Origin of the sequence: Aneurinibacillus soli (assembly GCF_002355375.1) — a bacterium.
GTDB lineage: Bacteria > Bacillota > Bacilli > Aneurinibacillales > Aneurinibacillaceae > Aneurinibacillus > Aneurinibacillus soli.
The window spans coordinates 759,576-779,581 of the sequence record NZ_AP017312.1; the positions used below are offsets into that span (position 1 = coordinate 759,576).

Annotated in this window: 17 protein-coding genes and 1 other RNA gene; 13 read left to right on the plus strand and 5 right to left on the minus strand. The window is 46.0% G+C overall.

From position 1 onward, the window contains the following. Positions 1–23: 23 nt before the first annotated feature. The 6 genes from rnr (at position 24) to CB4_RS21815 (ending at position 4,317) form a co-directional block, all read left to right on the plus strand. Positions 24–2,348 carry a ribonuclease R gene (gene rnr / locus CB4_RS03900; protein WP_096463671.1) on the plus strand — a complete coding sequence of 775 codons (2,325 nt, stop codon included), beginning with the start codon at positions 24–26 and terminating at the stop codon, positions 2,346–2,348. A 73-nt stretch (positions 2,349–2,421) separates the two neighbouring features. Then, the gene (locus CB4_RS21400) at positions 2,422–2,586 is read left to right on the plus strand and encodes a hypothetical protein (protein WP_231956136.1); all 165 of its coding nucleotides are present in this window, start codon (positions 2,422–2,424) and stop codon (positions 2,584–2,586) included. 200 nt (positions 2,587–2,786) lie between these two features. Next, positions 2,787–3,251: an SsrA-binding protein SmpB gene (gene smpB / locus CB4_RS03910; RefSeq protein ID WP_096463673.1), complete on the plus strand. Its 465-nt coding sequence runs from the start codon at positions 2,787–2,789 to the stop codon at positions 3,249–3,251. A 131-nt stretch (positions 3,252–3,382) separates the two neighbouring features. After that, positions 3,383–3,747: a transfer-messenger RNA gene (gene ssrA, locus CB4_RS03915) on the plus strand. Positions 3,748–3,866: 119 nt separating this feature from the next. After that, positions 3,867–4,151 (plus strand): hypothetical protein, encoded by a 285-nt coding sequence (locus tag CB4_RS03920; protein ID WP_096463674.1) that lies wholly within the window; start codon positions 3,867–3,869, stop codon positions 4,149–4,151. A gap of 34 nt (positions 4,152–4,185) precedes the next feature. Continuing rightward, a complete protein-coding gene (locus CB4_RS21815) occupies positions 4,186–4,317 on the plus strand; it encodes a hypothetical protein (RefSeq protein ID WP_258365673.1) in 132 nt (43 codons plus the stop codon). Positions 4,318–4,438: 121 nt separating this feature from the next. Here CB4_RS21815 and CB4_RS03925 read toward each other — a convergent pair whose 3' ends face one another. Further along, on the minus strand, positions 4,439–5,470 hold the full coding sequence (locus tag CB4_RS03925; RefSeq protein WP_096463675.1) for an EAL domain-containing protein: 1,032 nt from the start codon (positions 5,468–5,470) through the stop codon (positions 4,439–4,441). 182 nt (positions 5,471–5,652) lie between these two features. Between CB4_RS03925 and CB4_RS03930 the strand changes: the two genes are divergently transcribed. The 3 genes from CB4_RS03930 (at position 5,653) to CB4_RS03940 (ending at position 8,221) form a co-directional block, all read left to right on the plus strand. After that, positions 5,653–6,483, plus strand: coding sequence for a YitT family protein (locus CB4_RS03930; RefSeq protein ID WP_373681376.1), 831 nt, complete (start codon positions 5,653–5,655; stop codon positions 6,481–6,483). Positions 6,484–6,637: 154 nt separating this feature from the next. Continuing rightward, complete coding sequence (locus CB4_RS03935; RefSeq protein ID WP_231956233.1) at positions 6,638–7,483, plus strand: NAD(P)-dependent oxidoreductase; 846 nt, start codon at positions 6,638–6,640, stop codon at positions 7,481–7,483. Positions 7,484–7,687: 204 nt separating this feature from the next. Next, positions 7,688–8,221: a C40 family peptidase gene (locus CB4_RS03940; protein WP_157737776.1), complete on the plus strand. Its 534-nt coding sequence runs from the start codon at positions 7,688–7,690 to the stop codon at positions 8,219–8,221. 72 nt (positions 8,222–8,293) lie between these two features. Here CB4_RS03940 and CB4_RS03945 read toward each other — a convergent pair whose 3' ends face one another. The 3 genes from CB4_RS03945 to dapD all read right to left on the minus strand — a co-directional run bounded on the left by CB4_RS03945 (position 8,294) and on the right by dapD (position 11,749). Beyond that, positions 8,294–9,718, minus strand: coding sequence for a stalk domain-containing protein (locus CB4_RS03945; RefSeq protein ID WP_096463678.1), 1,425 nt, complete (start codon positions 9,716–9,718; stop codon positions 8,294–8,296). A 168-nt stretch (positions 9,719–9,886) separates the two neighbouring features. After that, a complete protein-coding gene (locus tag CB4_RS03950) occupies positions 9,887–11,023 on the minus strand; it encodes an N-acetyldiaminopimelate deacetylase (RefSeq protein WP_096463679.1) in 1,137 nt (378 codons plus the stop codon). Between the two features lie 15 nt (positions 11,024–11,038). After that, positions 11,039–11,749 (minus strand): 2,3,4,5-tetrahydropyridine-2,6-dicarboxylate N-acetyltransferase, encoded by a 711-nt coding sequence (gene dapD, locus CB4_RS03955; RefSeq protein ID WP_096463680.1) that lies wholly within the window; start codon positions 11,747–11,749, stop codon positions 11,039–11,041. A 230-nt stretch (positions 11,750–11,979) separates the two neighbouring features. Between dapD and CB4_RS03960 the strand changes: the two genes are divergently transcribed. Further along, entirely contained in the window at positions 11,980–13,416 is a 1,437-nt protein-coding gene (locus tag CB4_RS03960; protein WP_096463681.1) for an NAD-dependent malic enzyme, read from the plus strand. A gap of 40 nt (positions 13,417–13,456) precedes the next feature. Here CB4_RS03960 and CB4_RS03965 read toward each other — a convergent pair whose 3' ends face one another. Next, positions 13,457–13,918: a PilZ domain-containing protein gene (locus tag CB4_RS03965; RefSeq protein WP_096463682.1), complete on the minus strand. Its 462-nt coding sequence runs from the start codon at positions 13,916–13,918 to the stop codon at positions 13,457–13,459. A gap of 332 nt (positions 13,919–14,250) precedes the next feature. On the opposite strand from CB4_RS03965, the gene CB4_RS03970 reads away from it, so the two are divergent. The 3 genes from CB4_RS03970 (at position 14,251) to CB4_RS03980 (ending at position 19,903) form a co-directional block, all read left to right on the plus strand. Continuing rightward, positions 14,251–16,299 carry a hydantoinase/oxoprolinase family protein gene (locus CB4_RS03970; protein WP_096463683.1) on the plus strand — a complete coding sequence of 683 codons (2,049 nt, stop codon included), beginning with the start codon at positions 14,251–14,253 and terminating at the stop codon, positions 16,297–16,299. Next, on the plus strand, positions 16,296–18,266 hold the full coding sequence (locus CB4_RS03975) for a hydantoinase B/oxoprolinase family protein (RefSeq protein ID WP_096463684.1): 1,971 nt from the start codon (positions 16,296–16,298) through the stop codon (positions 18,264–18,266). Before CB4_RS03970 ends, CB4_RS03975 begins: the two co-directional genes overlap by 4 nt. 65 nt (positions 18,267–18,331) lie before the next feature. Continuing rightward, positions 18,332–19,903, plus strand: coding sequence for a purine-cytosine permease family protein (locus CB4_RS03980; protein WP_231956137.1), 1,572 nt, complete (start codon positions 18,332–18,334; stop codon positions 19,901–19,903). The last annotated feature ends 103 nt before the right edge of the window (positions 19,904–20,006 follow it).

The following is a 20,006-nucleotide window of genomic DNA, read 5'->3' on the forward strand; positions in this document are numbered from 1 at the left end:
TTAAGAAAATGAGGAGGGCTCGCATGCCAACAGAAACAGATATTTTAACCTTTATGCGAGAACAAGTATATCGCCCGATGACTGTCAAGGAGCTCGAAGAAGCTTTTGGTGTTGACTCAGCGAGCTCGTTTAAGGACTTCGTGAAGATATTGAATCATCTTGAGGATACAGGACAGATTATTCGGACACGGGCGAACCTTTATGGTGTGCCGGAAAAAATGAATTTAATTCGCGGCCGCCTGCAGGGGCACGCCAAAGGATTTGGATTCGTCATTCCGGAAGAAAAAGGGCAGCAGGATGTGTATGTAAGCGCCGATGATATGCACGGGGCGTTAAATGGAGATACCGTACTGGTACGTTTGAATCCGAACGCGCGTGGTCCGCGCCTTGAAGGAGAAATTGTGCGTGTTGTGAATCGCGGCAATGCGATGATCGTTGGTACATACCAGGATGAGAAGCATTACGGATTTGTCATAACGGATGACAAGCGGATCTCGAAAGATATTTTCATTCCAAAAGGGCAGTCGATGGGTGCTGTTGATGGTCATAAAGTGGTGGTCGAAATCATACGCTATCCAGAGACAGGCCGGGGAAATCCGGAAGGCTCGGTGGTGGAAATTCTCGGCCACAAAAACGATCCGGGTGTTGACATTCTGTCGATTATTCGCAAGTACAGTTTGCCAGAGAGCTTCCCGGATGATGTCATGAAAGAAGCAGAAGCTGTGCCGGAGACAATCAGTGAAGACGAGATACAGGGCCGTCGTGACCTGCGTGATCGTGTGATGGTGACGATTGACGGTGCGGATGCTAAAGACCTCGATGATGCGGTATCAATTGAAACGCTACCGAACGGCCATTACCGTCTCGGTGTACATATTGCAGACGTCAGCTACTATGTAAAGGAAGGCTCCGTACTTGATACGGAAGCTTTTAATCGCGGGACAAGTGTGTATCTCGTCGACCGCGTAATCCCAATGCTTCCACATCGTTTGTCGAATGGGATTTGTAGCTTGAATCCAAAGGTAGACCGACTGACACTGTCATGCGACATGGAAATTGATTCCGAAGGCAATGTGGTCAACCATGACATTTATGAAAGTGTCATTCGGACGAATGAGCGGATGACATATTCGGATGTATATAAAATTTTGGAAGAAAATGATCAGGAACTTATTGCACGCTATGGCGAACTGGTGGATCATTTCCGCGCGATGAAAGAACTGGCGCTTACGCTGCGTCACTTCCGGATGGAGCGTGGAGCGATTGACTTTGACTTCGGCGAAGCGAAGATTCTGGTAGACCGGGAAGGGAATCCGACAGAAGTGCGGATGCGCGAGCGAACAATTGCCGAGCGTTTGATCGAAGAGTTCATGCTGAAGGCGAATGAAACAGTAGCCGAGCATTTCAACACGATGCGCGTGCCGTTCATCTATCGAATTCACGAAGACCCGGACAGCGACCGCTTGCAGACGTTCCTGGAGTTTGTAACGAACTTCGGTTATTTCGTCCGGGGCAATTCGACCGATATTCACCCGCGCACATTGCAGACGTTGCTTGAGCAGGCAAAAGATACGCCGGAGGAGACTGTGATCTCGAAGGTTATGCTGCGCTCGATGAAACAGGCGAAGTACGATGCGGAAAACCATGGTCACTTCGGTCTGGCGGCCGAGTTCTATACGCACTTTACGTCGCCGATTCGTCGTTATCCAGACTTAATTGTACATCGTATGATTCGTGAATCGCTCAAGTCGGGCGGATTCACACCAGAGCGCATCCAGGAGTGGACATTAAAAATGCCGGAGGTTGCCAAACAGTCATCCGAGCGGGAGCGCAATGCGGTGGATGCGGAGCGCGAGACAGATGATCTAAAAAAATCAGAATTCATGCTGCGTCATATGAATGAAGAATTCGATGGAATTATCAGCAGTGTAGCGGCCTTCGGGATGTTTATCGAGCTGCCGAATACGATTGAAGGTATGGTTCATATTAGCAACCTGACAGACGATTATTACGACTTCCATGAGAAGCAATACGCGCTTGTCGGTCAGCGCACCGGACGCATTTTCCGCATCGGGGATGAAGTAAAAGTGCGTGTAGTGAATGTGGATGTGGACGAGCATACGATTGATTTTGAAGTCGTGGGTCTGCCAAAAAGCAAGCGTACATCACGTGATGGTGGAGTACGCAAAGCAAAAGTCATCCAGGCGACGACATCCGAACGCAAGCATCGGGGCAAAGGAAAACCGACGCAAGGCAAGGATAATCCGTTCTGGAAAGAAGCAATTGATAAGAAGAAAAGCAAGAAAACTGGCGGCGCGAAGTCATCGAAGAAAAAGAAGAAAAAATGAGCATAGCCTGGGGGGCGCTTCTGCTGCGCTCCCTTTTTTTTATGTGTATTTTTGTAGAATCCGAAGCCTGGTGGTGGGAGGAAAGAAGAGAGAAGCCGTTCGCTTCGGTACGCTTGGCAGAGAAGTGTCAACTGTCCGCTCCAGAAAGCCCGGTGAACTCGCCTGCAAAAGAGGACCCACGATGTTTGTTCAGGAAGGGTTGCAGGCAAAGGCCCGTTCACCGTTCTTCTTCCGCTAGGGAATCGCGGACAGTCCATGCTTCCCTGCAAGGCGTACCAAGTGACAGGTGTCTTCCTTCTCTGCTCCTTCACTACATGTTGATAAAATCCAAACTCATCACGTTCATTTTTGATGTGTTGTACTTTCCTTGCAGCTTTTTTGCCGATATGGTTTTGTGGTACTATGTAAAGATAGATCAAAGGAAGAAGGAGACCGCCTATGGGTAAGGAAGGGATTAAAGTTGTCGCGCAGAACAAAAAGGCGCGTCATGATTACTTTATTGAAGAAACAATGGAGGCAGGCATCGTCCTGACGGGAACGGAGATCAAGTCCATTCGCCGGGGACGGGTGAATCTGAAGGATAGCTACGCCCGAATTCGTGACGGGGAAGCATTCGTGCTGAACATGCATATTAGTGAGTACGAGCAGGGGAACCGTTATAACCATGATCCGCTGCGGGAGCGTAAGCTGCTGCTCCATCGCGCAGAGATTCATCGCCTGATTGGGCAGACGAAGATTCACGGGTTAACACTCGTGCCACTGCGTTTGTATCTGAAGGGTGGCTTCTGCAAGATCGAGATCGGCATAGCCAAGGGTAAGAAAAACTATGACAAGCGCGAGTCGCTCAAGCAGAAGGATGCGAAGCGAGAAGTGGAGCGCGCACTGCGGGAGCGGAACCGCTAATTGCCTGGTAACATACCCAGCATCAGGAAGCACGGTGTTTATTGCACCGTATAGCAAGGTGTGATATACTACGAATACAGCCTGATACGTCAGGCAATGTGCTCTCACATTTCCCGGGAGCTTCCCATTGCGGGGGCGTTCTGGATTCGACGGGGATGGTTCGAGCATGAGTAGCGAGCCGGTGGGTTGCGATTCCGTTAACAACGCAAGCGTAAATACAAACGCTAAAACACAAAACAACTTCGCTTTAGCTGCCTAATAAGCAGTAGCGGTCTTATCTCTCCATCGTCCATGTGGCGGGAATAAGACTCACCCTTTAGTGGACTACGCCTAACGCTTCCGTCTGGAGCCGAGGGAAGAGATCAATCAGACTAGCCTATCAGGTAGTGGGTTACCTGGCAGCCCGGTAGGCGAATCAACCACAGGCAACTGCGCTCGGAGAAGCTTATGTCATCGGAGTCTTCGGACGTGGGTTCGATTCCCACCGCCTCCATCATACATATAGATGGAGAGAATACGAATATAAAATAAAGTAGATCAGCTAACGGTATGGCTGATCTTTTTACTCCCTTGTTTTTGAAGAACTGAATAAAAGCTAAAAGGGGAGGGATAGCAGTGGAAGAATGGTTCCTGTTATTGTCAGCAGATGATATCGATACACTGCTAGCTTTTGTCTCAGCTTGTATTGCTGCTGTTCTTTTATTTAGGTATGGTAGTAACAGCTGCAAAGTATCTAAAACTAATACAAACTTCAATAAAACGCCGAAGCTTGTTAAAGCGAATATCAATCCAAACGTAATCGAGACGTATCCGGTTCAGCCAATGAACAACATTTTGCATACACGCTGTATTTCTATAAGAAGCGGTGATGAAGAACCGCTTATCTCTTTTCCTGTGTAACCTTATCAAATAATTTTCACAGGAGGAGAGCGCTATGCTACATTTAATTGGGGAAGGACTTTTGTATTTTGTTGGATTACCTTTGTTTGCTTTTCAAACGTTTGGAGGTCTGCAATCGTTAGTTCAACTTTTTGCAGATGTTTCTCAATATACGAATCATTATTAATGAGCAAGAAACCCTTTAGGAGAAATCCTGAAGGGCTTTTTTATATTAAAAAGTTTAGTTGCTAAGTTTAGCGTGTAATGCAAAGAGAGCAGCCTTGTAGGTTGCTCTTTCTACATCCATTTTATAGTGAGGAGAGTGGCTCGGGTTCGGGTTTGCCAAAATAATATCCCTGGAACATCTCGTAGCCAATGCTGCTCAAAAACAAAAAATCTTCCTCCGTTTCAATTCCTTCCGCAAGTGGTACGGCCCCCATGTCAGTAGCCATCTGGGCGACCGAGCGAGCGACACGCTGTTTCCCGGCATCATGACTTACACCTCTCGCGAATTCAAGGGCGAGCTTCACGATGTCCGGTTCCAGTTCAGATAATACCCGCAGGCTGTTATAACCTGTCCCTACATCATCAAGTGCATACTTGAAGCCATGTTCCCGATAGGATTGGAGGATGGATTTAAGGTGTTCCATATTTTTGATTTCTTCACTTTCGACTACTTCAAAGATGATGTTCTCCGGTTTTGCTCCGGTCTGCTGCACCAATTCGAACGTAGAGGATAGGCAGTGATCCGGTCGATAAATCGCAGAGGGTAAAAAGTTGATAAATAAAAGTTTATCTGTAATCATGCGACTATTTTTAACAGCTTCCAGGCGGCAAAGTTGGTCGAGGGCAAACAATTTATCACGTGTACGAGCGGCTTCGAACATTTGAGCGGGTGGGATAATGTCCCCCTTAATGTCGACACCACGTGACAGCAGTTCATAGCCAATAATATCTACAGTACCTTCCGTTTGACGGTGTACAATCGGTTGATAAAACGTACGAATGGCCCGATTCATGATTACTGTATCAATCCATTCCGCTTGTCGTTCAGCATGGAAACTCGCAATCGGCTGAAGACTTTCAAGCCCGAATAGAGGGTCGGATGCATCGGAGAAAAAGGCATGTACGGTAGACGGATCAGTCTGGGTAAAGAAATAGTCAAGCAGGGTGCAAAAAATAGATTCTTTCATCCAATACATGCGGTCGTTGAGTTGTTTCCATGAATCGGTTCCATAAATGGAAAGGTAGGGAGTAAGCGTCTTGAGAAGTTTTTTGTCTGCGAAATATACCGTATATCCCTGGGAAGTTAGGTAGCATGCATCACAAAATATGGACATGTCAATCTCCTTGTGTAAAATATGGTAATGATTTCAATTATCATTATACTATATATGTCTTATGTCATGGGTATTTATATAAATGTAAATAAAGAATTTGGGTAAAGCTAGAAGCAGGAGGGAGTCTGGTGGAATACATAAAAGTACAAACGAAGAAGCATAAGAAGCTCACGAAAGCTAAAATTATTCGCCGAACGTTGTTTATTTTTCTTGGAGCGGCTCTTGTTTCGATTGGTCTGGAAATCTTTCTCGTCCCTAATAACATTATTGATGGGGGAATCGTGGGTATCTCGATTATTCTCTCCCATCTTACCGGGCTTACGCTCGGGCTGTTTCTCTTCCTGTTGAATCTTCCTTTTCTCATTATTGGATATAAACAGATTGGCAAGACGTTTGCGATTTCTACATTGTTTGGGGTTACGGTGATGTCGATTGGTACTTCACTCCTGCATCCTGTTTCGAGCATGACAGAAGACCCGCTGTTAGCGGCTGTATTTGGAGGCATTATTCTTGGGATTGGCGTCGGGCTGGTGATCCGATACGGAGGGTCGCTGGATGGAACGGAGATTGTGGCGATTCTCTTCAACAAGAAGCTTCCCTTCTCAGTTGGGGAAACGGTTATGTTCTTTAACATCTTTATTCTCGGCAGTGCAGGCTTTGTATTTGGCTGGGATCGGGCGATGTATTCACTGATTGCTTATTTTATCGCATTCAAAATGATTGATGTGACGATTCTTGGTCTGGATGAATCGCGTTCAGTCTGGATTATTAGTGACAAAGATGAAGAGATTGGAGATGCACTTCTTAGGCGCCTTGGACGTGGTGTGACGTATTTAAGCGGAGAAGGGGCATATACGGGTGAGCGAAAGAAGGTTGTGTTTTGTGTCATCAGTCGCTTGGAGGAAGCGAAGCTGAAGACAATTATTGAAGATATTGATCCCGGGGCGTTTTTGGCTGTCGGGGCGATTAGTAATGTAAAAGGTGGAAACTTTAAGAAGAGAAGTATTCATTAGGAAAGAGTAGAGGATGAAAGTAGCTTGTCATAATCAAGAGCGGGAAGGTAGATAAGTCTAAAAATTTCCTCTATACTAATTCATAGTAGCGGAGGTGGATAAATTGGGACAAACATCTAACAAACAAACAATCGGTTTTATCGGTACAGGCGTCATGGGCAAAAGCATGGCAGGACACCTCATGGCAGGTGGTCATCCGGTACTTGTCTACACACGTACGAAAGAAAAAGCAGCGGATCTGCTGGAGAAGGGTGCCATCTGGAAAGATACCGTAGCAGAACTGGCAGCTGAGGCGGACGTTGTCATCACAATGATTGGATACCCGAAAGATGTAGAAGAAGTATATCTTGGCGAAGGCGGCATTTTCGCACATGCGAAGCCTGGTACATATGCGATTGATATGACAACATCAAGCCCAATTCTGGCGCGGCGGATTTATGAAGCCGCTCAGGAAAAAGGCATTCATGTATTGGATGCTCCGGTATCCGGTGGTGATGTGGGAGCACAGAACGCTCGTCTGTCGATTATGGTTGGCGGGAATAAAGAGGACTTTGACGCGATGGTTCCGATTTTTGAGAAGATGGGAACGAACATCGTGTATCAAGGAAAAGCAGGGGCGGGTCAGCATACGAAAATGTGCAACCAGATCGCGATTGCATCCGGTATGATTGGGGTATGTGAAGCGATGATTTATGCGAAGAATGCGGGGCTTGATCAGCGAACCGTGCTCAAAAGCATTGAAACAGGAGCGGCAGGTAGCTTCTCTCTCAGTAATCTCGCACCACGCATGATCGACGGCAACTTTGATCCAGGCTTTTATGTGAAGCATTTCATCAAGGATATGGGCATTGCGCTTGAATCGGCGAAAGAAATGGGCCTATGGACACCGGGGCTTGAATTGACGAAGAAGCTGTATGAGGAACTTGCGGCTAAAGGCGAAGAAAATAGCGGCACACACGCTCTGTATAAGCTACTTGATACCCAAAAACATGCAGAATAATGAATAGGCATATGGAAACAGCTTACCAAATGGTAGGCTGTTTTCGTTATAAATAAAGGAATTATGTCCATCTGTCTCCTAGTGTTTGAACTAAACTTTTCCGGTAAAGTAAGGAACGTAGACAAACAAGCAGAAAATTCTACAGTTAGGTGGGAACAGGTGGAACTCCCACTCCTTACACACAAAGGGAGGAGACGGTTCAACATGAAGAAAAGATGGGCATCGATTGTACTTACAGGAATGGTGGCAGTCAGTGCGTTTGCAGGTACGGTATCTACTGCATCAACGGCATCTGCTGCAAGCATTTCTGTGACCGCACAAAAAGGATCAGCTGTAAATATCGCCAATGAGCAAAAGGTTATTAATAACATAATTCAAACAGGGAAAAATCTGATTGGACAGGCTCGGTATAACCATACATATAATGCGCCGTATACTATGGATTGTTCGGGATTCACGTATTATATTTTCAAGAAGAATGGCATTGACTTAAAGACGCGGGACGATGATAAGCAAGTTTCCTATGGCAAATATGTTCCGAAGAGTCAGATAAAGCCCGGAGATCTGATATTCTATAATGCGAACAAACCGAGCAAAGATGTTACGCATGTGGGTGTATACATTGGTGACGGAAAAGTACTGCACATGGCAAACTCAACATCAAATGTAACGATTAGCAAATTAAGTGGAAGCTGGCATACGGCTAACTATTTGACAGCACGTCGTGTAATTGAATAGAGGAGCCAAAAGATCTCCAAGCAAAAATGCAGCCTATCTCTTAGTGAAGAGAAGGCTGCATTTTTTAAGAGTTTATTTCATTTTTGCAGCAGCTGTGTCTAACAAGCTTACTACTTGCTTGTAAAGTTCTTCTGCTGTAGCTTTCTCATCTTTCTTTACAGCTTCCAGCAGTTTTTGCTCCAAATCAGTTAGGCGTGCATATTCCGCTTCACCCAACTGTTTTTTAACTTCTCCTTCAACCATATTTACAAATAAGTTTCCTTCTAATGTGACAATTTTTGCTTTATCTTGCCCCCAGCTCTTTTCAGAGAATGCTCCCGCGTACTCATCTTTAGCTACTTCAACAAAGCCGCGGACTAATGCTGCATGAATTGCGTCAGCGGATATTTTTTTCGGATCTGTTGTAAGTGCAAACTGTTGATTAATAAAATCAGCGTCTTCCTTCGCACTGCCTTTTAGATAACCATAAAGAGACTGATACAGAGCCCAGGCTTCTGCTTGTTCAGCTTTTACAGTTGGGCTGTCTTCTTTTGCAAGCTTCTCAACTTTATATGCATATCCATCCGTTTTTAAATAGAAGGCTTTCATGATGGCTTTATCGGCAGCTTGCTTGCTTAATTGGAAATGTAAGCTATCTCCTTTTTCTAAGGCACTATTCATATCCGTAAAAGCCCCATCGATTTGCGGTACAAATGCAGTTTTAAATTTCTCGTCTGCTTTAGTGATAGTCGGCTTTAAGCCCGCATAAAACTCGGTTGCCCGGAGGAAGGCCGCTTTGGCTTTGTCCTTATCTGTCGTAAAGTATGTCCCTACTTCCTTAAATTCATAGCGTACAGATGCAAATAACTCTTTATACAATAATTTCTCAAAAAGTTCAGCAACAGCCCCCGCTTCTAGCTTGCCTTCCTTTCCATCTTTTAACGCTTGAGTAAGTGTTTCATCGATATGCTCGGATAAATTGGCGTCAAGCTCTTGTACCATACTTTGTAATTTTGTTTTATAGATTTGGCCTACCTTATCATAATTGAGTTCTTTCTCGCTTATTACTTGCTGTAGCTCAGCAAAAGTAGCCACAACTTCTTTTGGATTAGTAGCTGCAGTATTTGTAGCTTTAATTGCAGTTGAATCGGTTACTTCTACTGCATTTTTTGCAGAAATCCATGCAACTTCTTTTCCAGTCGCCGCTCCTAATGCCCGGATATGAGCGAATACCGTACCATCCATTACATGAGCAGGAATGGTTTTATTATTGATTGTAATGGTTTGACCTACTTTATCATATGTGTAGGAAGTTCCAATGGTTTTAGCATATGTATCAATGTCCACATAAACTTTATCATTTTCCATATGGATTTTAGCTGTTGTTAAAAAATTTCCATTGATTTTAATCAATGGGTTTGTTCCTTTTTGAAACTCATGTGCAAATGCTGCAGATGGTGAAAGAAGTGAGCTAACCAGCGCGATACCTCCAAATATTTTGACTACCTTTAATTTCACTGTAAATTCCCCCTGTATATTTATTGAATATGATAATTGATATCAGTTACAAAAATGATCTTACAATACATACTAAATCTTTTGCAAGAGTTTTTTGAGAATATAACCAAAGAAAAAATGCAGCCGATCTCTTGAGTAAAGAGAGGCTGCATTTTTGGGGGAATTTACTTATTCAAAAGCTTTTTTTGTTAAGTAGCCGCTTAAAACTCGAATGGCCACTTCAATGGCATCCTCGCTCGGCTCGATCTTCGAATGATGCAGACCATATGGTGTATTCACACCAAGCCAAAACAGAAAGCCTGGAGTTTGCTCGAGGAAATAACCGAAGTCCTCACCTGTCATCGCGGTCGGGCATTCAATGAGCTCGGCTGTACCACTTTCACGTACCCAGTCCATAAAATTAAGGGTAATGTCTTCGTTGTTATACACCTGGCAGTAATTTGCGCCGTAATCAATTGATCCCTGACACTCAAATCCTGCTTCAATGCCATGCACAAGTGCTTCGATGCGAGATTTTACTTTGTGCATCGATTCCATCGATAGCGTACGGATGGTGCCTTCTAAGCGTGCATGCTCAGCAATAATGTTCTGCTTTGTGCCACCTTCGATTTTGCCAACTGTGACGACGGCTGAATCAAGTGGATCAATGTTGCGTGCCACAACGCTTTGCAGCTGTGTCGCCAAATGGGCAGCTGCGACGACCATATCGTTTGCTGTATGCGGAAATGCCGCATGACCGCCTTTTCCGTGCAGATCAATGAACAATTCAGACGTATTGGCAAATAGAATGCCTGGCTTTAAGGCTACAGAGCCGACTGGATGCTCCGGTGCGATATGCAGGGCGAAGATGCAATCCGGACGCCAAGCAGCAAATTCTTCACTTTCAAGCATCGGCTGAGCACCGCCTGGACCTTCTTCCGCTGGCTGAAAAATAAACACAAGATCATCTCGGACAGGATGATGGACAAAATGCGTGAGTACACCGAGTCCGATGGCCATATGCATATCATGACCGCATGCATGCATGTAGCCGGGATGTTCCGACTTAAAGTCATACGAGGTATCTTCTGTAATCGGTAACCCGTCCATATCAGCTCGGTAGCCGATACGTTTGGTAGGGTTTGTCCCTTTAACCAGTACGAGAATGCCAGTACGCCATGTCTTATGCTCCATACGCTCCTGCGGTAGGGTTGCCAGATAATCAAGCAGATACTTTTGCGTCTTAAACTCCGCGAATCCTGGCTCGGGAATGCGATGCAGGTGGCGGCGGATGGAAACGAATGGTTGTGCGTTTACGGTAGTCATCGGATGCGTCCCCTACTACAGCTGGCGCAGTTCCTGTTTGATTTCCGTTTTGGATTTTGTTTTTTCATCGATCTGTTTAATCACGCGAGCTGGTGTGCCAGCTACAACTGTGTACGGTGGTACGTCTTCGATTACAACTGCACCAGCTGCGACAACTGCACCTTTTCCTACACGGCAGCCTTCGAGTACAACGGCATTTGCACCGATGACAACATCATCTTCTACAACAACTGGCTGCGCTGATGGCGGTTCGATAACGCCTGCGATAACAGTACCAGCACCGATGTGGCAGTTCTTGCCGATTGTGCCGCGACCACCGACAACAACGTTCATGTCGATCATAGTGCCTTCTCCGATTACCGCGCCGATGTTGATGGAAGCGCCCATCATGATAACGGCGTTGTTACCGATTTCAACTTGATCACGGATGATTGCACCTGGCTCAATGCGAGCGTGGATGTTTTTCATGTCGAGAAGCGGAATCGCAGAGTTACGACGATCGTTTTCTACTACATAATCTTCGATGCGGCCTTTGTTTGCTTCGAGTACAGGTTGAACTTCTTTCCAGTCGCCGAACAGAACGCCTGTATTGCCTGTGATGAAGCTTTTTGTGTCAGCGCCGAAATCGATGCCTGCAAGATCACCTTTTACATATACTTTCACTGGTGTTTTCTTTTCGCTTTTTTGAATAAATTCGATAATTTGTTGTGCGTTCATTTCTTGCATGATTTAGTATCTCCCTTCATAACTGTCCAGCTTATAAAAATACAATGAGGATGCATAATCCTCATTGTGATTATTAGCATTATAACATTCCCGGTCAACCAGAGAAACCAGTAAAGGTAAAAAGCTCAGCACATGGTGTATGCTTTTTCGATTTTATTTCATATTAAATAATGCGGAGCGTATAAGGATGGAAAGCGTGAATAGCAGTAAAGACCGGGGAGGGAATTTTAATGAAGCCGTTTACATCTATGGGCACGAGCATCATTGTGCGTCTTGAAGTGGATGTCAAGCAAGTAAGTTTTATTGATATTGCTACTGCCGTTAGCAAGGCGCAGGGTGATATTGTGGCAATGGACGTTGTTCAATCTTCAAATGAAGAGACAGTAAAAGACTTTACCATTAATACGAAAAACCGGGCACAGATTGATGAAGTTGTGCAAAATCTGGAGAGTCTTTCGGGCGTTAAAATTGTAACGGTATCGGACCGCACCTTCCTCAGCCATATTGGCGGAAAAATTGAAATGAAGCCGAAGCGTCCGATTCAGAACCGGGAAGATTTATCCCGCGTATATACACCAGGTGTAGCTGCAGTATGTGAAGCGATCGCACAGGACCCGTACAAAGCGTACAAGCTGACGATTAAGCGCAATACAGTAGCGATTGTAAGTGATGGAACAGCGGTGCTTGGACTTGGTGACATTGGACCGTACGCGGCTATGCCCGTTATGGAGGGAAAAGCGATGTTGTTTAAACAGCTTGCCGGAGTGGATGGCTTCCCGATCTGCCTCGATACAAAAGATACAGATGAAATTATTGAAACGATTGTTCGGATGGCTCCTGCATTCGGAGGCATTAATCTAGAAGATATTGCGGCTCCGCGCTGCTTTGAAATCGAGCGGGCTCTCCGTGAGCGTCTTGATATCCCGGTTTTCCATGATGATCAACACGGTACAGCCGTTGTCATTCTGGCGGGGCTTCTGAATGCGCTTAAGATTGTCGGCAAGAAAATTGAAGACTGCAAAATTGTCGTAACTGGCATGGGAGCGGCAGGGGTGGCTTGCACGAAGATTATTTTGAGCGCTGGTGCGAAAAATGTGATCGGTGTTGACCGTGATGGCATTCTATCCCGTTCCGTTACCTACGAAAATCCGGTCTGGGAAGAAGTATCCAACATGACCAACCCGCATGACATTCAGGGGCAGTTGGCTGATGCGCTTGTTGATGCCGATGTGTTCATCGGTGTGTCGCGTGGTGGCATCCTGAAGCGTGAAATGGTGCAGACAATGGCGAAAGATCCGATTGTATTTGCGATGGCGAATCCGCAGCCAGAGATTGATCCGGAAGAAGCGGAAGGTTTGGTGCGTGTCCTGGCAACGGGCCGTTCTGATTATCCGAACCAGATCAACAATGTTCTCTGCTTCCCAGGTATGTTCCGAGGCGCGTTTGACTGCCGGGCAACTGATATTACAGAAGAGATGAAAGTAGCGACTGCACACGCGATTGCTTCCATCATTACAGACGCAGAACTGAATGAGCAGTATATCATTCCGAGTGTATTCAATGATAAAGTGGTAAAACGTGTTCGTGATGCAGTAGTCGACGCTGCCATTGCTTCTGGTGTAGCCCGCAAAATCCCGCGTGATAAACGTAAAAAAGAAACAGTATAGTAAAGAAAAAAGCGCTTCGTCACTAAGACGGAGCGCTTTTTTAGTGGTGCTCGATTTTGTGTTTGCTCGGATAGAGCGGACAAGTTTCTTTGGTGCAGAAACGGCAGCCTGGAACGAACGAGCTGCTTTTAAGCCAGATTCCCATATCATTAAATAATTTCGTAAACATAGCACTCGAAAATTCATCATGATGCAGTTGAATGCCATACTCGTATATGCCAGGAGCCTGAGGGTCATTTTTTCGCCAGGCGATGTTGCCGTCAAGATTGATTACATTATCCATGATTCGAGTTTGAAATCGCAGGATGAAATTAGAATTAATAGGAAAACGAAGGGGGGAGATACAGCGCAGACCATGGATGGAAATGTCTTTGATACACGCTTCCATACTTCCGCATAAAACCTCCTGCTGGTGTATGGAGCCGATTGTTACATCCGAGCAGAGCGGAATATATAGAATTCGTCGCTCTTCTTTTCTTCGCTCATCCATAATATAAATCACCAAATTCTTCCTTTAATGTGAGTTATGAACTATTTCCAATACTTATAATATATACATTCTGTTAAAAAGAAAACAAGTAATACGGATATTGTGACTTAAAATATGATTTTATAGGTCTTTTTTCACTGTATCGTTAATGAGACATACAAACTTTCAAAAATGAAAGCTAACTTTTGATTTTGAAAGCTTATAGAGCCAAATAACAGCATTAAATAAACGGAATTATATATTTATTTATATTTTGTATATTTTAAAAATTGGCACCTTTATTGCTTCGTATAAAAGCAAACCAGCAACTATGCCGGTTATACAGTTAAAGGAGGACATCGAGAATGGGGAAGTACAATGTAGCCGTAGATGTTGGCGGAACTTTTACCGACGTATTTGTTTTTGATGAAGAAACAGGAAAGATTGCTGTGACAAAGGTTTCCTCAACACCTGATAACCCGGCACGGGGCATTTTGCAAGGGATTCATGATTCGGCTGTACCACCTTCAGAAATTGCCCTGTTTTCACATGGGACAACGGTTGGAACGAATGCACTGATTACGCGCCGTCTGCCAAAGACTGTCTTTATTGCAACGAAAGGGTTTCGGGATGTTCCAGAGATTCGCCGTGGTACGAAACTCGAATTGTGGGATGCCTATGAAGATGTTGCACCGCCATACATACGCCGCCGTGACCGTTTTGAGGTAACGGAGCGTGTTGATTATAACGGAGAGATTGTAACGCCGCTCGATGAACAGGAAGCGCGGATGCTTGCCCGGAAACTGAAGAAACGCGGCGTAGAATCAATCGCAATCGGATTTATGAACGCGTATGTGAATGGGCTGCATGAGCAGCGAATGAAGGAGATTCTTCAGGAAGAACTGCCGGGTGTATATATTTGTACCTCAAGCGAAACTCTTCCGGAAATTTTTGAACACGAAAGAATTAGTACCACCATCGTCAATGCAGTGCTTGGCCCGATCGTTAGCACGTATATTCAGGAATTGTCAGCTTCCTTACACGAAGGTGGATATAAAGGAGATGTGCTTGTCCTTCACTCTGGGGGCGGGGTTATGACAGCGGAAACGGTTCCGCGCTATGCGGCACGTCTGGCAAGTTCGGGTATTGCGGCCGGGGCGATCGCCAGTGCGCATATCGCCAAACTGTGTGGTTTCCAAAATGCAATCGGTCTGGACATGGGGGGGACGAGTACAGATATTTCTCTCATGTACAACGGAGACCTACGTGTAACGAATGACTGGTATATCGAATACGGCTATCCGATCGGATTTCCAAGCATTGAGATTCTCACCATTGGGGCAGGCGGCGGGAGTCTTGCCTGGGTAGATGAGGGTGGATCGTTGCGCAATGGTCCGCAGAGTGCCGGGGCTACGCCAGGACCTGCTTGCTATCAGCGTGGGGGTATGGAGCCGACAAACAGCGACGCTAACGTCTTGCTTGGACGACTGGGAACTGAACTGTTAGATGGGCAGATGACACTGGATAAAGAAAAAGCACACGAAGTTGTCAAAAAAATTGCCGAGCCTTTTGGATATACAGAAGCCGAAGCAGCCGATGCGATTATCAAAGTAGCGAATGCCAATATGTGTGATGCGTTGCGGTTGATTTCCGTACGCCGTGGCTATGATCCGCGTGATTTCGCGCTTGTTGTATTCGGGGGAGCGGGTGCGTTGCACGGTGCACATCTAGCAAAAGAACTGGAGATTCCAACGGTCATTGTACCGCCGCATCCAGGCATTACATCAGCGATGGGTTGCCTGCTTGTAGATGTGCGTCATGATATTTCTAAAACGTATGTGGTCAACATTCAGGATGCATCGCTTACGGAGCTGGAAAAAGAATTCACGCGCATGGAGACGGAGGCAGCACAGCTTCTGGAAGAGGAAGGTGTGGAGCTTGCGAATACACAGCTTATTCGTTATCTGGATATGCGGTACATGGGACAATGGCGTTCTATCTCTGTAGTGGCTTCACGTCCGATTCATTCATTGGAACAAGCGCTGGAACAGTTCCATCTGGAACATGAACGTGAATTTGCCTTTTCAGATCGGGAGCAGGGCGTTGAGATTTATGGCCTGCGGGTAGCAGCAATTGGCACAGTGCCAAAGCCGGATTTACCAATGGAAGAACCAAAAGGTAGTCTAGCGGGTGCGATTCGCGGAACGCGTGAGGTTTATTTTGAAGAAAGCGGTGGATTTGTAGAAGCGACCGTTTATTATCGCCCGCTTATTCCGGTTGGCTCAGTGTTCCATGGTCCGGCGATTATTGAACAGCTCGACTCTACTACCGTTGTACCGCCTGGATTCAGAGCGGAAGTAGATGCTTATAAAAACCTGTTATTACATTATAAAGATGCGGAGGAGAAAGCATGAATCACACACAGGTAGCGACTAACAACCGTCTGGACCCGGTCACATTTGAAGTATTAAAGAATGCGTTTGTCAATCTCGTCGACCAGATGTCCGAGCAAATTTTGCGTACGTGCTATTCATTCGTTATTTATAGCCGCGATTTTAGTTCCGCCATTTGCGATGGGGAAGGCAATACCATTATGCAGGGAACACAAGATATCTCCGTGCACGTAGGGACGCTTCATCTGACAGCTAAAGCAGTTCTGGAGGACTTTGGGGATGATATTCATCCAGGGGACGTATTCCTGATTAACGATCCGTATCGGGGCGGTACACACTTCTGCGACGTACGGGTTGTACGTCCGGTCTTTTATGATGGGAAGCTTATTTCCTTCATGCAGTCGAATGGACACTGGGCTGATGTCGGCGGAACGGTGCCGGGCTCCTTTAATGTTCGCTCAAAAGATCATTATGGCGAAGGAATGCGTATTCCACCTGTTCGAATCTGGAGTAAGGGACAGTATTTGACGGATGTAGCCAATCTGCTTGTGTCGAATATGAGGATTCCAGAAGAACGATTAGGCGATTTGCGTGCACAGGCGGAGGCAACAAAAGTAGGGGAAGTACAGCTTGTTCGCTTGATCGAAAAGTACAGTCTAGATACGGTATTGACCGCTTTTGAAGAAGTGCAGAACTACGTGGAGCGGCTTGGTCGATCCCGTGTTGCTGCGCTACCGGACGGGACGTGGGAAACAACGGATTATATTGATATGGACCCGGAGATTGGGGATCAACTGATTCCGATCCAGGTGAAGATGACGATCAAGGATGATGAGATTTATTATGATCTTTCTGGTTCTCATCCGTATATTAGCTGCTTCCTCAATGCTGGATTTGGGGCTTCGTTCTCGGCCGTTGTATCTGGAACGAAAACATTCTTCCCTGATATTCCGTTGAACTCTGGATTTTATCGACTCCTGCATGTGAATCTGCCGGAGAATTCAGTAGTAAATGCTCCGTGGCCAGCGGCTGTTACGGGATTCTGCTCCGGGGCGTATGAAAAAATCATGAATGCGATTTTTGAGCTCTGGTCGGAGATTATGCCGGAGCGAGCACTTGCCTGCTCATTCAATCTGGAATACTTGCTGATTGGAGGATGGGATCGCCGTCCGGGATATGATAGTTACTTTATGTGGTATGACTGGATGGCTGGTGGACATGGTGGCCGTTCGTATAAAGATGGAGCGAATGCAATGTCCCCAGTATTCGGTGTAGGGTTAAGCATTCAACCATGTGAAGGTCAGGAGCGGCTGTCGCCTGTTCTTACTACACATCATGAGATCGTAACGGATTCAGCGGGACCTGGTAAGTTTCGTGGAGGTACAGGCATACGTAAGGGTGGTGTACTGACAACAGCTGAGAATACGATTATGTCCTACTGCTGCGACCGTTCCCGTTCGATTACATGGGGCATTCAGGGTGGCCTTCCTTCCATGCCGCATGGTGCCTGGCTGAATCCGGAAACAGATAACGAACGTTTCTTAGGCACGATTTTTTCAAATGTGGAGCTGAAGCAGGGCGATTCATTTGACCGTCCGGCCGCAGGTGGTGGTGGATTGGGTGATCCGCTGGAACGCAGTCCGCAGTTAGTGCTTGAAGATGTGATTGATGAGTATGTTTCGATTGAGCGTGCCCGTCGAGATTACGGGGTTATTATCAAGGAGATTGATCGGGATCTTGACCTGTTTGAAATTGATGAGGAAGCAACCAAACAGGAGCGTGCAAGCATTCGTGCCGAGCGTCAGGGCTGGCTTGAAGAAGATATATACGTTGTAGAAGAGAAGTTCAAAAACGGAGAAATTGACGAGTTAGATGTGATTCGTCGCTATGGTGTCATCATGGATTATACAGTGGGAGCAGTACTGCCGAACTCGACAGCACAGTATCGGGAGATGATGTACAAACGTACGCTGGCTCACTGGGCATAGGAAATCTATCGAAGGGGCGGCTTTTCGCCCCTTTGTTGATCTCAAATGGAAAGGAGATGGAATAGATGGCGGAAATACTAACGGCAAATCAGGAAGAAAAAAATGAACAAAAGGAGGATTACGCACTGCAACGTGTGCCAAAGCATTCACGCTTACGCTGGCCGGGACTCATGAATGTGGCGGTAGGAATTGCGACGGCTATGTTATTTATGCAGATGGGAAGCTTGATGGCTGTTCAATTTGGAAGTGTGAATGCATTGCTGGCTGAGCTATATGCGACGCTGGTTACGGGATTCCTTGGGGTTACGATTGCGTACTTTGCAGCGAAAAATGGATTGAATGTGAATCTGATGTCACGCGGCGCTGGATTTGGATTCATTGGGGCTTCTATCACTTCATTTATTTACGCCATCAATTTCATTATGTACTGTGCCATTGAAGGGTCTATTATGGCACTCGCCGTACATGAGTATATGAAAGCGCTTCCCATTTGGGCGCTTATGATCTTTTTTGGTCTGGCTGTCATTCCGTTGAACTGGTACGGGGTTAAGCAGTTGCAGATGTTTCAGAAATATTCGCTTCCGCTTTATCTGGTTTTGCTTTGCGCAGGTATTTATATAACGACAACGAAAGAGTTCCCGAATGCAGACCGCTGGCTAACGTTCCTTCCAGAAGGCGTACACGTAGGCGGTATCGGACTCATTACTTGTATCGGGATTATGAATGGTCTCGTCGGAATTATGGCGCTTCTCATTTCCGACTACGCCAGGTTCATCAAACAGGAGGAGTTTAAAATCGGTGTGTTCGCGGTCGGGTTTATCCCGCAGCTCATCTGTTTCTTCTTATCTGGTGTTCTCGGGATCTGGTTTGGTGTTCGCTATATGGCTGATAATCCAGGTGTGTATTTTGTAACGGCAATGGGAGTCTGGGGTGCCCTATTTGCCATCTTGACACAGCTTCGTATTAATGTGACCAATCTGTATAGCGGTTCGATGTCGCTGGCTAACTTTTTTGCACGGGTGTTCCACTTTACGCCGGGGCGGGTCTTCTGGGTTGTGACGACAGCAGTGCTGGCAATTGGCTGCATGCTATTCGGAATTCTTGATTATATCGGACCGATGCTAACATTCCAGGGTGTATTCCTGTTTGCCTGGGGCTCGATTCTTGTAACGGATATGATTATTATTAAGAAGTGGCTTAAATTAGGGCAGCTTCATGTCGAGCATCGCCGTGGATTTCTTCCAGAGTGGAATCCGGTTGGGGTTGTTTCGGTTGTGATTGCAAGTGCAGTGGGCACGGTGCTTGCTTCTGGTTCATACGGGCCGGTACTTGCTGGATTCGCGGCCTTGCTTGCGGGGGTACTGGCCAGTGCGATCAGTATCATCATTGCAGTCGTGACCAAGGGAAAGACATATTTCACTGGCCGAATCGCAGAGAATCCGTCAACTGCTGCCCATCCAAATAAGTATGGAGAAAGTGTGCATACTTGCGGTACATGCGCGGGTGAGTTCATCAGTGAAGATATGCTATACTGTCCGTTCCATACGGGAAATATATGCTCCCAGTGTTGTGCGGCAGAATCACATTGCCATGCCGTATGCAAAAGTGAAAGCGTATCCACAGAAATTACAGCATAGATGTGAAGAAGTACGAAGAAGGGCTATCCCATGTGACAATGGGATAGCTCTTCTTGACTTTTTTTCTGAATTATTATAATTATTATTAAAATAATAAAATAAA

What these genes read in the sequence shown, in the direction of transcription:
- CB4_RS03960 (WP_096463681.1), top strand. Translation starts at nt 11,980, where the DNA reads ATGAAGCCGTTTACATCTATGGGCACGAGCATCATTGTGCGTCTTGAA.
- CB4_RS03935 (WP_231956233.1), top strand. Translation starts at nt 6,638, where the DNA reads ATGGGCAAAAGCATGGCAGGACACCTCATGGCAGGTGGTCATCCGGTA.
- CB4_RS03950 (WP_096463679.1), bottom strand. Translation starts at nt 11,023, where the DNA reads ATGACTACCGTAAACGCACAACCATTCGTTTCCATCCGCCGCCACCTG.
- rnr (WP_096463671.1), top strand. Translation starts at nt 24, where the DNA reads ATGCCAACAGAAACAGATATTTTAACCTTTATGCGAGAACAAGTATAT.
- smpB (WP_096463673.1), top strand. Translation starts at nt 2,787, where the DNA reads ATGGGTAAGGAAGGGATTAAAGTTGTCGCGCAGAACAAAAAGGCGCGT.
- CB4_RS03970 (WP_096463683.1), top strand. Translation starts at nt 14,251, where the DNA reads ATGGGGAAGTACAATGTAGCCGTAGATGTTGGCGGAACTTTTACCGAC.
- CB4_RS03940 (WP_157737776.1), top strand. Translation starts at nt 7,688, where the DNA reads ATGAAGAAAAGATGGGCATCGATTGTACTTACAGGAATGGTGGCAGTC.
- CB4_RS03980 (WP_231956137.1), top strand. Translation starts at nt 18,332, where the DNA reads ATGGCGGAAATACTAACGGCAAATCAGGAAGAAAAAAATGAACAAAAG.
- CB4_RS21815 (WP_258365673.1), top strand. Translation starts at nt 4,186, where the DNA reads ATGCTACATTTAATTGGGGAAGGACTTTTGTATTTTGTTGGATTACCT.
- dapD (WP_096463680.1), bottom strand. Translation starts at nt 11,749, where the DNA reads ATGCAAGAAATGAACGCACAACAAATTATCGAATTTATTCAAAAAAGC.
- CB4_RS03975 (WP_096463684.1), top strand. Translation starts at nt 16,296, where the DNA reads ATGAATCACACACAGGTAGCGACTAACAACCGTCTGGACCCGGTCACA.
- CB4_RS03925 (WP_096463675.1), bottom strand. Translation starts at nt 5,470, where the DNA reads ATGTCCATATTTTGTGATGCATGCTACCTAACTTCCCAGGGATATACG.